The 12760-nt window shown below is 63.2% G+C and carries 11 protein-coding genes and 2 pseudogenes; 8 read left to right on the forward strand and 5 right to left on the reverse strand.

All coding sequences use genetic code 11. From position 1 onward, the window contains the following. The first annotated feature begins 182 nt into the window (after positions 1 to 182). From BQ8482_RS01680 to BQ8482_RS01690, 3 genes are all read left to right on the forward strand, one after another. Complete coding sequence (locus BQ8482_RS01680) at positions 183 to 1142, forward strand: TAXI family TRAP transporter solute-binding subunit (protein WP_123147307.1); 960 nt, start codon at positions 183 to 185, stop codon at positions 1140 to 1142. Between the two features lie 160 nt (positions 1143 to 1302). Next, positions 1303 to 3393 (forward strand): TRAP transporter permease, encoded by a 2091-nt coding sequence (locus BQ8482_RS01685; protein WP_123146003.1) that lies wholly within the window; start codon positions 1303 to 1305, stop codon positions 3391 to 3393. Next, positions 3390 to 3767 (forward strand): DUF1850 domain-containing protein, encoded by a 378-nt coding sequence (locus BQ8482_RS01690; RefSeq protein WP_123146004.1) that lies wholly within the window; start codon positions 3390 to 3392, stop codon positions 3765 to 3767. Before BQ8482_RS01685 ends, BQ8482_RS01690 begins: the two co-directional genes overlap by 4 nt. On the opposite strand, the gene BQ8482_RS01695 is transcribed toward BQ8482_RS01690, so the two are convergent. The 3 genes and pseudogenes from BQ8482_RS01695 to BQ8482_RS01705 all read right to left on the reverse strand — a co-directional run bounded on the left by BQ8482_RS01695 (position 3686) and on the right by BQ8482_RS01705 (position 6263). Next, positions 3686 to 5407 (reverse strand): saccharopine dehydrogenase family protein, encoded by a 1722-nt coding sequence (locus BQ8482_RS01695; protein WP_123146005.1) that lies wholly within the window; start codon positions 5405 to 5407, stop codon positions 3686 to 3688. The genes BQ8482_RS01690 and BQ8482_RS01695 overlap by 82 nt on opposite strands. A 69-nt stretch (positions 5408 to 5476) precedes the next feature. Next, positions 5477 to 5814 (reverse strand): annotated as a pseudogene (locus tag BQ8482_RS38910) (thiol-disulfide oxidoreductase DCC family protein). 302 nt (positions 5815 to 6116) lie between these two features. After that, positions 6117 to 6263 (reverse strand): hypothetical protein, encoded by a 147-nt coding sequence (locus BQ8482_RS01705; protein WP_123146006.1) that lies wholly within the window; start codon positions 6261 to 6263, stop codon positions 6117 to 6119. Between the two features lie 409 nt (positions 6264 to 6672). On the opposite strand from BQ8482_RS01705, the gene BQ8482_RS01715 reads away from it, so the two are divergent. Both BQ8482_RS01715 and ligD read left to right on the forward strand, forming a co-directional pair. Beyond that, positions 6673 to 7179 (forward strand): YciE/YciF ferroxidase family protein, encoded by a 507-nt coding sequence (locus tag BQ8482_RS01715; RefSeq protein WP_027154740.1) that lies wholly within the window; start codon positions 6673 to 6675, stop codon positions 7177 to 7179. 163 nt (positions 7180 to 7342) lie between these two features. Continuing rightward, positions 7343 to 9887, forward strand: a pseudogene (gene ligD, locus BQ8482_RS01720) (DNA ligase D). An 8-nt stretch (positions 9888 to 9895) separates the two neighbouring features. Here the strand turns inward: ligD and BQ8482_RS01725 are convergent. Beyond that, positions 9896 to 10570 carry an ArsR/SmtB family transcription factor gene (locus BQ8482_RS01725; protein ID WP_123146008.1) on the reverse strand — a complete coding sequence of 225 codons (675 nt, stop codon included), beginning with the start codon at positions 10568 to 10570 and terminating at the stop codon, positions 9896 to 9898. 68 nt (positions 10571 to 10638) lie between these two features. Between BQ8482_RS01725 and BQ8482_RS01730 the strand changes: the two genes are divergently transcribed. The 3 genes from BQ8482_RS01730 (at position 10639) to BQ8482_RS01740 (ending at position 11637) form a co-directional block, all read left to right on the forward strand. After that, positions 10639 to 10866, forward strand: coding sequence for a DUF1127 domain-containing protein (locus BQ8482_RS01730; RefSeq protein WP_123146009.1), 228 nt, complete (start codon positions 10639 to 10641; stop codon positions 10864 to 10866). A 97-nt stretch (positions 10867 to 10963) separates the two neighbouring features. Further along, positions 10964 to 11296 (forward strand): NIPSNAP family protein, encoded by a 333-nt coding sequence (locus BQ8482_RS01735; protein ID WP_123146010.1) that lies wholly within the window; start codon positions 10964 to 10966, stop codon positions 11294 to 11296. Beyond that, positions 11293 to 11637, forward strand: a complete 345-nt coding sequence (locus tag BQ8482_RS01740) for an antibiotic biosynthesis monooxygenase family protein (protein WP_123146011.1) — start codon at positions 11293 to 11295, stop codon at positions 11635 to 11637. The genes BQ8482_RS01735 and BQ8482_RS01740 overlap by 4 nt, the downstream gene beginning before the upstream one ends. Before the next feature lie 6 nt (positions 11638 to 11643). On the opposite strand, the gene mbfA is transcribed toward BQ8482_RS01740, so the two are convergent. Next, the gene (gene mbfA / locus BQ8482_RS01745; protein WP_123146012.1) at positions 11644 to 12627 is read right to left on the reverse strand and encodes an iron exporter MbfA; all 984 of its coding nucleotides are present in this window, start codon (positions 12625 to 12627) and stop codon (positions 11644 to 11646) included. Positions 12628 to 12760 lie beyond the last annotated feature (133 nt).

Below are 12760 nucleotides of genomic sequence, written 5' to 3' on the forward strand. Positions count from 1 at the left end.
TCTGCGAAAATCTTTCGGCTCCGATCGCACATCGCGCAAGCGGCCATGCGTTGCGGCAACACTCAGCCGTTCGTCTAATGGATATTATTGCGGGTTGGCATTTCCCACCCGCTGACTAAACTCGCCTCGGCTCGTGCTGGAGGGGGCGGTACTGCCGCTGATATTTCAGGGAGGAAATCATGATGCTCAATTTCAGAACGAAGTTTGTTGCTGCCGGCGCGCTGGCGCTGTCGCTAGGCCTTGGCGCGGTGCCGGCCAAGGCGCAGGAGTTCATCAACGTGCTGACCGGCGGGACCTCGGGTGTCTACTACCCGCTCGGCGTCGCGCTGTCGGAAATCTACGGCAAGGGCATCGAAGGCGCCCGCACCCAGGTGCAGGCGACGAAAGCTTCGGTCGAGAACCTCAACCTGCTGCAGCAGGGCAAGGGCGAGATCGCCTTCGCGCTCGGCGATGCCGTCAAACTGGCCGCCGAGGGCAACACCGAGGCCGGCTATCCGGGCAAGCTTGACAAGCTGCGCGGCATCGCCGCGATCTATCCCAACTACATCCAGATCGTTGCCAGCAAGGAGTCCGGCATCAAGACACTCGCCGACCTCAAGGGCAAGAGCCTGTCGGTCGGCGCGCCGGCCTCCGGCACCGAGCTCAATGCCCGCGCCATCTTCGCCGCCGCCGGGCTGAAATACGAAGACCTCGGACGGGTCGAGTATCTGCCCTTCGCCGAATCGGTCGAGCTGATCAAAAACCGCCAGCTCGACGCCACGCTGCAATCGGCCGGCCTCGGCGTCGCCTCGATCCGCGACCTCGCCACCTCGGTGCCGATCAACGTCGTTGCCGTACCGGCCCAGGACGTCGCCAAGATCGGCTCGCCCTATCTTTCGGTGACCATTCCCAAGGGCACCTACGAGGGCCAAACCGAGGATGTCGCGACCGCCGCCGTCGGCAATTTCCTCATCACCCATGCCGACGTCTCTGACGAGACTGCCTATCAGATGACCAAGCTGCTGTTCGAAAATCTCGACCAGCTCGCTGCTGCCCACGCCGCCGCCAAGGCGATCGACATGGCCAAGGCGCTCGACGGCATGCCGGTGCCGCTGCATCCCGGCGCCGAACGGTATTACAAGGAAAAGGGGCTGGTGAAGTAGGGCCGCTCCCTCCCCCCTTGAGGGGAGGGTGGACAGCCGCCGAAGGCGGATGGACGGGTGGGGTCGTTGCAGCAGTGCGCGGCCTGAACCGACCCCACCCGCCTCCCTTCGCTCGGCACCCTCCCCTCGAGGGGAGGGGCGCCCGCCAGGAACCCCGCCAATGACCGAAACCCCGACCGTTCTCTCCCCAACCGCCGAAGCCCCGGTCGAAGGCCTGCCGCCGGGTTTCGGCGAAGGCATCGCCGGCAAGGCCGCCTTTCTCATCGCCATCGCCTTCTCCGTCTTCCAGATCTACATCGCCGCCTATGGCAACTTGCCTAGCCAGGTGGTGCGCGCCATGCATGTCGGCTTCTTGCTGCTGCTCGGCTTTGGCCTGATCGCCAATCTGCGCGCCACAAGCACACCGGCGAAAGCAGCGTTCTGGACGCTCGGCGTGCTCGGCTTCGCCACCGGCCTCTACAATTGGGTGTTCTATGCCGATCTCATCCGGCGCTCCGGCTTCCCCACCACGCCTGACCTGATCGTCGGCACGGTGCTGGTCGTGCTGGTTTTCGAGGCTGCGCGGCGGCTGATGGGGCTGCCGCTTGCCCTGATCGCCTTGATCTTTCTCGCTTACGCTTTCTTCGGCAATCATCTGCCGCCGCCCTTCATCCATCGCGGCTATGATTTCGCCCAGCTCATCGACACCTTCGCCTTTGGCACCGAAGGCATATACGGCACGCCGGTCTACGTCTCGGCCGCCTATATCTTCATCTTCGTCGTCTTCGCCGCCTTTCTCGAACGCGCCGGTATGATCGCACTGTTCAACGATTTCGCCCTTGGCCTGGTCGGCACGTGGCGCGGCGGCCCGGCCCAGGTCTGCGTTCTGTCCTCGGCGCTGATGGGTACCATTTCCGGCTCCGGCGTCGCCAATGTGGTGGCCAGCGGCCAGTTCACCATCCCGCTGATGAAGCGCTTCGGTTTCCGTTCGGCTTTCGCCGGCGCCGTCGAGGCGACCTCTTCGATGGGCGGCCAGATCATGCCGCCGGTGATGGGCGCGGTCGCCTTCATCATGGCTGAGACACTGAACATTCCCTATGCCGAGGTGGTCAAGGCGGCGATAATCCCGGCGCTGCTCTATTTTGGCGCCTGCTTCTGGCAGGTCTACTTGGAGGCCGGCAAGGCCGGCCTGCAGGGCATGGCCAAGGCGGACCTGCCCAATCCGTGGGACGCGGTGAGAAGACATTGGCCGCTGGTGCTGCCGCTGGCCGCACTTATCTATCTGCTGTTTGCCGGCTATACGCCGATCTTCGCCGGCACCATGGGGCTGGCGCTGACCATCGTGCTCATCCTCGGCACGCCGCTGGCGGCGCTGATCGGGCCGCTTGCGTTCCGCATCGTCTTCTGGCTGGCGCTCGGGCTTGCCGCCGCCTCTTTCATGAGGTTCGGCGTCAATATCCTCAGCTTTGTGATCGCTGGGCTAATTGTCGCCTGCGTCACATTCAGGGGCGGACGCGAGACGCTGCAGATATGCATAGACTCGCTTGCCGAGGGAGCAAAGAACGCGCTGCCGGTCGGCATCGCCTGCGCCATCGTCGGCATCGTCATCGGCACTTTGACGCTCACCGGCATCGCCTCCACCTTCATCGGCTGGATCATCTCCATCGGCGAGAACAATCTGTTCCTGTCGCTGGTACTGACCATGCTGACCTGCCTGGTGCTCGGCATGGGCATCCCGACGATCCCCAATTACATCATCACCTCGTCGCTGGCCGGGCCGGCATTGCTGTCGCTTGGCGTGCCGCTGGTGGTCAGCCATATGTTCGTCTTCTATTTCGGCATCATGGCCGACCTCACACCGCCGGTGGCGCTGGCCGCTTTCGCCGCCGCGCCGATGGCCAAGGAGAGCGGCCTCAAGATCGGCATCCAGGCCACCAAGCTTGCCGTCGCCGGCTTCGTCGTGCCGTTCATGGCGGTCTACACCCCGGCGCTGATGTTGCAGGACCCCGGGCCGATCGCCGCCCAGTTCGGCTATCCGGTCGAGGTCGCCTATGTCGTCGCCAAGGCCTGTATGGGCATTGCCATGTGGGGCGCTGCCGCCGTCGGGTTCCTCGCCCGGCGCATGGCCTGGTGGGAACGTCTCGTCGCCTTCGCCGCCGGCGTGCTGCTGGTTGCGGCACTGCCGCTCACCGACGAAGCCGGCTGGGCGCTCTCTTTCATCTGGATCGGCTGGCACTGCTGGCGTGCGCGGCAGGCGTCGAGTACGGCATGAGCCTCTGTATCCTCGCCGCCGGCAAGACGGTGACGCTCACTGTGGCCGCCTTCACGCTCGCCTGGACGCATTCGGTGGAAAAGACGCATTGGCAGGAAGACTGGAAGGTGATGCCGTCCGGCTTGCTGATCGCCGAGGCACGGATCAAGGGCTCGGGCGCCGGCATGGAACCGCCGGAAGGCTCGGTGCTGCGGGACGGCTGGTGGATCTATAAACCCAAGATGGCGCCGCAGCGGCGCCTTGTGCTCGCGGCCTCTGGCACGACGGGTGAAGGCTGGACCCTGTGCACGGTTCAGGGCTGCCGCGAACTCGCCAAGGCGGCAGGCGATGCGACCGTGCTGGAGCCCTGCGAAGGTTCGAGCCAGCCGCGATAACGGACGATGATTCCAGTGAAGCGATGTGAAATCTCGACATGGAAGCGAAACCGGCCGTCTTCCACGGTTTCGTAGGATGTCGAGCGCGGGCACAGCCACGGCGGCAGCGGCAGACCCCAAATGCTCCAGTGACGCAGGGTGAGCGTCAGCCGTCCATCTTCTGCGACCAGCGCCATCGCGAAGGTCAACGGGCCGAAGCGTTCGCACAGCAGCCGCTGCGACCGGTCCCGGCCAGCGCACTGTCGGCTTGAAAAACCGTGCGTGCCGAATGTCCGGGTCCAGGTTTCGCCATCCTCGCCGGTTTCAAACCGGACACGGATGGGAATATCGGCGCACGGCTTCGGAAACCCGACAAGCCAGGCGGTTAGCCGGCCAAGGATATTACCTCCGCGCTCGACGCGCGCCCGTCCTTCCGCTGTCGTCGTGCCATCATGCATGGCGCGGATCTCGTCCGGCAGGCTTAGCCAGGCGTCGCCGAGCAAGGCGGCATAAAGCGGTGTGTCCAAATCAACGGGTTCGTTTCTGAAACCTGTGTAGATCGTCTTGCTGGCAAACAGCGCTTCATAATCCTCAAGCTCCAAATCGTGCACGGCAGCCCGCGCGCCGGGCGGCGCCTCATGTCCATGCAGCGCCTTGCCGACAAGCGCCTCGACCGCCATCGACGGGATCAGCGGCCCGTCATTGCCCTCCGCCAGCAGGTGCCACGATCGTGTGACCGCCACGCCCGTCTGGTCCGATCCCGCCACCTCGACGAATATGCCGCCGCGGTGCTCGCCCCAGCGCAGCCGGTTCGTGGCCAACTGCATGAGCGGGGCCAGCGGCGAAAGCGAGCGGACTGTTCGCGCGCGCACCAGCCAGGCAAGCCCGATCAAGGCGCGGTGAAGCACTTCGGGGCGCGGCCCGGCTCCCATCCAGATGGTTTTCGCTTCCGGCCAAAGCTCTGACAGCGCGCGCAGGCCTGGAACGTCGACCAGCGAGAACAGCGTATTTCTCAGTGGCAGGCGGCCCGGCGGTGCGATCGTGTAGCGCGTCTGTTCGGTGAACGGATGGCCTAGCGCTGAACGACCGTTCCGCACGAGCTTGACTGGCTGGCCGGCATAGCCGGATATGGCGCGGATCACATTTTCACCGACACCGGCAAAGGGCGACGGCGCGATGCCGCCGCGGATGCTGTCGACTCGCGCCATGTCCAGAGACAGCCGACGCACCGCCGCCGCCGTCAGCACCGGAAAACTGGACACCCCGGACAGCACGAAAAGACCAGCCGTTCGCGCCGCCTCGTTGAACGCAGACACGCCGGCAACGAAATCCGAGCCGTCGGCAAGATCGAGATAATTCACCCCCTGGTCGATGCAGGCCTCGATCAGGCGATATCGGCTCTCCCCATAGGCCTGGAACGGGCCGCTGGCATCGATCAGTATATCGGGCCGCAGCGGTGAAAGTTGCTCGACGATATCGCCGTCGCGATCGAACAGCGCCGGAACAATCCCGGCGACGGCACGATCGCGGTTCTTGCAGTAGGCATCGGCCCTGGCCAGCGAGCGCCCGGCGACGATCAGGGTCAGGCGCGGCTCGTTCTCAAGCAATTCGACGATCCGGCCGCCAAAGCTGCCATAGCCGCCGACGATGAGGATCTTCATCGCGGCTCCCCCAAAAAGCTAAGGGTCCCGCTATATCGGGCAAAGCGAAAACCTGCTGGAGCTCGGCGCCTAGCCAATCAGCCGCCCCTCCAACTCGGCGGAAGGGATCTCGCAACTCGCTTTCCTGCCGAACAGCGCGTAACGGTTCTCGGCAATGCGATCGTAGAGCCAGTTGCGGAGCGGGCGCGGCAGCAGGAGCAACGACTTCGCCGCCCGCCACCGCCAGCCCCGTTCGGCCATGGCGGCAACGAACCTGTCCAGGCGGGTGAAGGCGGCGCCGTCGATGAGGGCCAGATTGGTCTCGTAGCTGTCCGTCCGCAGTCCGTATTTCGAAACAGTGCGTCACCGAGCGGTGACTGCGCCGTGGCGAAGCGGAAGCGGCTTATGCGGTCGAGCCCCACCACCATGCGCACAAAGCCCGAGCACAGCACGCAAACGCCGTCGAACACGATCAACGGCTGGCTTGCATCGAAGGCGGGTTTTTCAGGAGGATTGTCTGGCTGGGCGGTCACGCGAGTCCCGGCTGCTTGGTGTCAAACGACACTAAGCTTGCCGGCTGCGAGATCAAAGTCCCTAGAATCTCAGAACCTTGGTGTTGTCGCACGCCGCCTGTCGGCGAGCGCACGACGTTCCACGCGATAGGTCGTCGCACGGTGATCGGCGGCCGGCCTGCAGATCCGGCTGTCGTGACGGCTTTCCATGGTCGTCATCAGTGTGCGCTGATGCCGAGCGTATGGCTGCGGCGTGCGCAAGCGGGGCCAGGGCCGCGCATGTAATAGCGCTCCGGCCGGTAGGTCGGCGCGACAAATTCGCGGATGGCGGCAGCGTAGCCGATGAGGTGCGTCAAGAAGCTCATTTTACCTGTCCCTGTCCCGATTTCGGATGTCCCTTCCGAATTGCGGAGATCATAGCGTCTAGGCGTGAATAGTCGGTGAACACGATGTTAATATCTGGTCGAAAAGGCCTTGGTTCGTGGCCGCAATGCGGCTGATTCGGGGTCTTTCCATGCAGTTCGTCGACATTTCGGTCGATGTGACTTTTGCATCACATATGTTTCGTTTGGATGTCGCTCGGACGCGTTTCTGTTTCAGCCTTGGCCAGCGCCGCGAAATTTCCTTGCTTGCTTGGGGAAAGTCAGGAACCCGTCCGAACGCCGGACGTTGACGCCCAGAGCCGGGACCCCCACCCGGCCCAGCAGGCTGCGGCTTCCGAGCGAAACCGCCGCCGGAACCCAAACCAGCAAGAACAATGGAAAGGCAAAAGCCATGGGTTTCTTTTCGAAAGACATCAAGACGCTGGACGACCTCTTCGTCCACACGCTGCGCGACATCTACTACGCCGAAAAACAGATCGAGAAGTCGCTGCCGAAGATGATCGACAAGGCGACCGACCCGCAGCTGAAAGCCGGCCTTGAAAAGCACCTCGGCCAGACCAAGGGCCATATCGAGCGCGTCGAGAAGGTGTTCGAACTGCATGGCGTGAAGGCCAAGACGGTCAACTGTCCGGCCATCGACGGCATTCTCGAGGAAGCCGATGAAGTCAGCGGCGACATCGATGACAAGGACGTTCTCGACGCCGCCCTGATCGCATCCGCGCAGGCGGTCGAGCACTATGAAATAACCCGTTACGGCACGTTGATCGCCTGGGCCAAGCAGCTTGGCCGCACCGACTGCGCCAATGTCCTGGCCAACAATATCAAGGAAGAGCAGGCGACCGACCGCAAGCTTACCGAGATTGCGGAAGCCAAGGTCAACCTTCAGGCCGCCGAATAGCAGTCTCGATCCAGGCAATGCCGGGCAACCCGGCTTGCCTCGCTTTTTCGCGGGGCCGGAACTGAAACTGTTTCTATCCGTTCAAGGCCTCGTGACGGCGTCGCCAAGCCGAAGCCGTCACAGCAAATCGGCGCCACACCAAACCGGCATAGGATCGCGTGCGATGGCCAGCCTTGAGCAGTATCACGCCAAACGCGATTTCAAGAAGACCGCCGAGCCGGCCGGCAAGGTCGTTCGCAACAGGAAAGGTGAGGCCGGCGGCATCTTTGTCGTCCACAAGCACGCCGCGACACGACTGCATTACGACCTTCGCCTGGAGCATGGCGGCGTGCTGTGGAGCTGGGCGATAACCCGGGGTCCGAGCCTCGATCCGCATGAAAAGCGGTTCGCCGTGCATGTCGAGGACCACCCGATCGACTACGCGTCCTTCGAAGGCACCATTCCCAAGGGCGAATATGGCGGCGGCTCGGTCATCGTCTGGGACGAAGGCAAATGGCAACCGGAGACCGATCCGGCCCACGCGATGAAAAAGGGCCATATCAGCTTCGAATTGCACGGCCACAAGCTGAACGGTCTCTGGCATCTGGTGCGGCTGAAGCCGCGTCCGGGCAAAACGCGCGACAATTGGCTGCTGATCAAATCCGACGATGCCGCCGCGCGGCCAGGTGAGGACATCTTGCAGGAGGCGCCCGAGTCGGTGAAGTCGGGCCTGACGATCGAGGAGGTTGGCGAAGGCAAGACCGCCGATGGCAAGAAGCCAAGGGTCTGGCATTCGAGCAAACGATCCACCAGCAAGGCGAAGGCCAAGGCGGCAAAGCAGCTCGAGTTCATCGAACCATGCCTCGCCACACTGCAGAGGGATGCCCCTCCCGGCAAGGAATGGCTGCATGAGGTGAAATTCGACGGCTACCGCATGCAGGCGCAACTTGCCGGCACAAAGGTGCGGCTGTTGACCCGCACCGGCCTCGACTGGACGGGCAAATTCGGCGGCGCGATTGTTGCAGAACTCGGGCGTCTGAAATGTACCGACGCCATCATCGACGGCGAGATCGTCGTGCTGGCGGACAGCGGCGTCTCGTCTTTCGCGCTGCTCCAGGCTGACCTGTCGGCCGGCCGCACGGATCGTTTTCTCTATTACGTCTTCGACCTGATCCGTCTCGACGGCCAAGACCTGCGCAAAGAGCCGCTGGTCGAGCGCAAGCAGGCTTTGCAGGACTTGCTTGGCAAACAGCCAGACAATTCGGGCAGTCCGCTTCAGCGACCATTTTGCCGAACCGGGCAAGGTCATGCTGGAGCACGCCTGCCGCATGGGGTTGGAAGGCATCGTCTCCAAGCGCGCCGACGCGCCCTATCGCAGCGGCCGCGGCTTGTCCTGGGTGAAGTCGAAATGCACGCTGCGCCAGGAGTTCGTCATCGGCGGCTACCTGCCGTCGGAGAAGACCGGGCGCGGATTGCGCTCCTTGCTGGTCGGCTACCATGAGGGCGGCAAGCTGCACTATGCCGGCCGTGTCGGCACCGGTTTTTCGATGCAGAGTACCAACGACCTGAAGAAAAAGTTGGATGCGCGAAGGGCGGAGACCTCGTCCTTCGATACAGCCGTACCGAAAGGCAAGGGGTCGGGCAAACGAGTGGTTTGGGTGAAGCCCGAACTTGTCGGCGAAGTGGAGTTCCGCACCTGGACGTCCGACAGTATAATACGCCACGCCTCGTTCCAGGGATTGCGCGAGGACAAACCGGCGGAGGAAGTCGTGCAGGAAAAGCCGAGGGCACCCGCTGGCAGGGCCGACACCAAGGCAAAGCCTGCTGGGGGCAAGGGCGAGATATCCGCCTCTGTCAAATCCACGGGGGCGGCAAACACCATCGTAAAACTTTCTCATCCGGACAAGCTTCTGTGGCCGCAGGAGAAAGTATCGAAGCAGGGCCTGCTCGATCACTACGCTTTGGTCTGGCCGCGCATGCAACAGTTTGTCGTCAATCGGCCGCTCAGCCTGGTGCGCGCGCCGGACGGCGTCGGCGGCCAACGCTTCTTCCAGAAACATGCGTCGGCCGGCATGCATGACAAGATTGCCAGGATGAAGGATCCGACGGACGGCGAGGAGATACTGTTCATCCGCGATTTCGACGGTGTCGCTGCCTTGGTCCAACTCGGCGTGGTCGAGATCCATATCTGGGGCTGCACCATCGACGAACTGGACAAGCCGGACCAGATCATCTTCGATCTCGATCCAGACGAAGGTGTCGACGTGAAAGCGGTGCGCGCGGCGGCGCTCGAAATTGGCGGCCGGCTCGATGAGCTGTCCTTGCCGAATTTCGTCAAGACGTCGGGCGGCAAGGGCTACCATGTCGTCGTGCCGCTGAAACCGTCGGCGGATTGGGATGAGGTGAAGGACTTCGCCCATGATTTCGCCCGCGTCCTCGATCAGGCCGCCCCTGATCGGTATACAGCGACGCTGTCGAAGAAGGCGCGCACCGGCAAGATCTTCGTCGACTATCTGCGCAATGGCCGCGGCTCGACCACGGTGGCACCCTATTCGTCGCGCGCCAAGAAAGGCGCTACGGTCTCGATGCCGGCGACGTGGGCGGAGATCGAGGCCGGGTTGGCGCCGAACGCCTTTCCGATCGGCGACAAGACGACGCTGAAGCAGTTGGCGAAAGCCGATCCCTGGGCGGATTTTTTCAAGCAGGGCAAGCCGCTCAAGCGCGGCTGATCAGTTTTTCAGCCGAGAAACGCCCTCTCGAACGCCTGCTTGCCCGTCGGCGAAAAGATCACCGCGCGGCTGTCTTTCTCGCGCCGCGCCCATTTTTCCAGAAGGATCTTGTCGAGAATGGCCGCACCCAGCGTGCCGGCAAGATGCGAACGCCGCACGCTCCAGTCGAGGCAGGCCCGGCACACCGGCCGCCGCGCCTTGCCCTCGACGTCGATGCCGATCGCGGCGAAATGCGAGGCAGCTGACGGCCCAAGCCGGATCTCCTTGTTGTCGCGCAGGAGCACTTGTCGAGCGACAAGACGATCCAGCATCGCCACCGCCTGTTCGCCGGCAAGGTGGTCGTAGCAGACCCGCGCCACACGCATCGCCGCGTCACGCGGACCCGGCCGCACCCGCTGCGGCCCGACCGCAGCGGCGACGCCCGTGATGGCCTCGATCATGCCAGCTACCTGCGGCCCGGCGAGGCCGTAGTAGCGATGCCGCCCCTGGCTTGCCAGCGTCAGCAGCCCACCCTCCATCAGTTTCGACAGATGCGAGCTGGCGGTCGGCAGCGACACGCCGGCCTCGAGCGCCAGTTCGCTCGCTGTCAGCGCCGTGCCACCCATCAGCGCGGTCAGCATGTTTGCCCGCGCCGGATCGCCGACCAGGCTGGCGATGCGGGCTATGTCTGGTCCTTCACGCATAGTTCGTCCTTCATCGAAGCATTGTCGTCAGATAACCACTATCCTCCGCTGAGATCAAGGAGACGACGATGACCACAAGAACCGTTCCCCACACCGTGCTTGTCAGCCGCTTCGGCCGTCGGCCGTTTCCGTTCATCATCTTACACCAGTTGCATCTGTGGCTCCTGGCGCGGTGGTACGACCGCCATCTGCAGCGCCTCGACCTCGCCGAGATTGACGAGCATCTTTTGCGCGATCTTGGCCTGACGCCAGAAGACGTTCGCCGCGAATGCGCGAAGTCCTTCTGGCAAGCGTGACCAGCGTGGAAATTGCCTAGCACACTAGAACCACAGAATGTTTCGACACCGCTCGAACTGTCGGCGCAAGAAACCATACTCAGCAAGGAGACAAAAGATGACCATCACCTGCTTTATCCGCTACGAGATCGACCCGTTCGGCAAGGCGGCGTTCGAGGAGTATGCCCGCAATTGGGGCCAGGCAATCCCGCGCTGCGGCGCCGATCTGATCGGCTATTTTGCGCCGCATGAAGGCTCGGCCACCACCGCCTATGCCGCTTACAACATCGACAGCCTCGCCGCTTACGAAGCCTACCGTGCCAGGCTCGCCGCCGACCCGGCCGGCAAGGCGAATTACGAATTCGCGCTGCGTGAAAAATTTATCCTCAAGGAAGATCGCATGTTCCTGAAGCTCGCATCCGGGCCGCATTCCTCTCTGGTGAAACTATGATCGCCGTCATCTTCGAGGTCGAGCCGGCGGCGGGCAAGCGCGACGCCTATCTCGGCCTTGCCGCCGACCTGCGCCCGCTGCTCGACGGCATAGACGGTTTTCTGTCGATCGAGCGCTTTCAGAGCCTCACCGACCCGAACCGCATCCTGTCGCTGTCGTTCTGGCGCGACGAGGAGGCGGTGAAGGCCTGGCGCAACACGAAGGAACATAGGCGGGCTCAGAAGGCCGGCCGTGGCGGCATCTTTGCCGGCTACCGTCTGCGTATCGCCCACGTCGTGCGCGACTATGGCCTGACCGAACGTGCAGAGGCGCCTGAGGACAGCCGGGCGCTGCATGGGTAGGGCTTTCTAAGCATTCCCTATCAGCACGCCCGCCGCGAACACCAATCCGCCGCCCAGCACCACCTGAAAGGCGGCGCGCCAGAACGGCGTCTGCATATAACGGTTCTGCACAAAGGCGATCGCCCATAGTTCGAAGAACACCACCACCACCGCGAGAATTGTCGCGGTCCAGAAATACGGAATTAGGTAGGGCAAGGCGTGACCGAGACCGCCCAGCGCGGTCATGACGCCCGTGGTGATGCCGCGTTTTACCGGCGAGCCGCGGCCCGACAGCTTGCCGTCGTCGGAAGCCACCTCGGTGAAGCCCATCGAGATGCCGGCGCCGATCGAGGCGGCAAGCCCGACCAAGAAGGTCTGGAATGTGTCATGCGTGGCAAACGCGGCGGCGAAGATCGGCGCCAGGGTCGACACCGATCCGTCCATCAGCCCGGCCAGGCCCGGCTGCACATAGGTCAGGATGAACTGGCGTTGCTCGGCCGCTTCTTCCTCGTCCTTCACCGCGCCCGGCACATGCTTTTGCTCCAGCCGCTGCGCCAGCGTCTCGTGGCCCTGTTCGGCCACCGCCAGATCGTCGAGCAGCTTTCGTGTCGAGGCGTCGCTGGTGCATTTCGCCGCCGCGACGTAGAACAGGTACGCCTGCCGCTCCATCGCCTCGGCTTGGCTGCGTACATGCTCGATGCCGAGCGGCCTGACCAGCCAGTCGGGCTTGCGATCGTAATAGCCCCTCACATGCTCGCGCCGGATCAGCGGAATGCGCTCGCCGAAACGCTCGCGGTGAAGTTCGATCAGCGAGTCGCGATGGCCGTCCTCCTCCTCGGCCATCTCCTCGAACACTTTGGCCGAATGCGGAAAGCTATCCGCCAGCCCGTCGGCATAGGCACGATAGATACGCCCGTCGTCTTCCTCGGAAGAAATGGCGAGCGCCAGGATCTCTTGCTCCGAGAGCGACTCGAAAGGACGGCGGCCAAAACCGAAAACACGGGAAAGCATGAGAAATTCACCCTAGTTTAGAATAATTCTAAACTAGGGTTTGGCGCGCCATTGGTCAATCGCGCCCGTCTGCCGAACGTCCAAAATTAGGAGCTCCGGGAACCTTCTCTGCCCCTTAATTATTGGCGAATGT

It is taken from the genome of Mesorhizobium delmotii, assembly GCF_900149755.1.
Classification (GTDB): domain Bacteria; phylum Pseudomonadota; class Alphaproteobacteria; order Rhizobiales; family Rhizobiaceae; genus Mesorhizobium; species Mesorhizobium delmotii.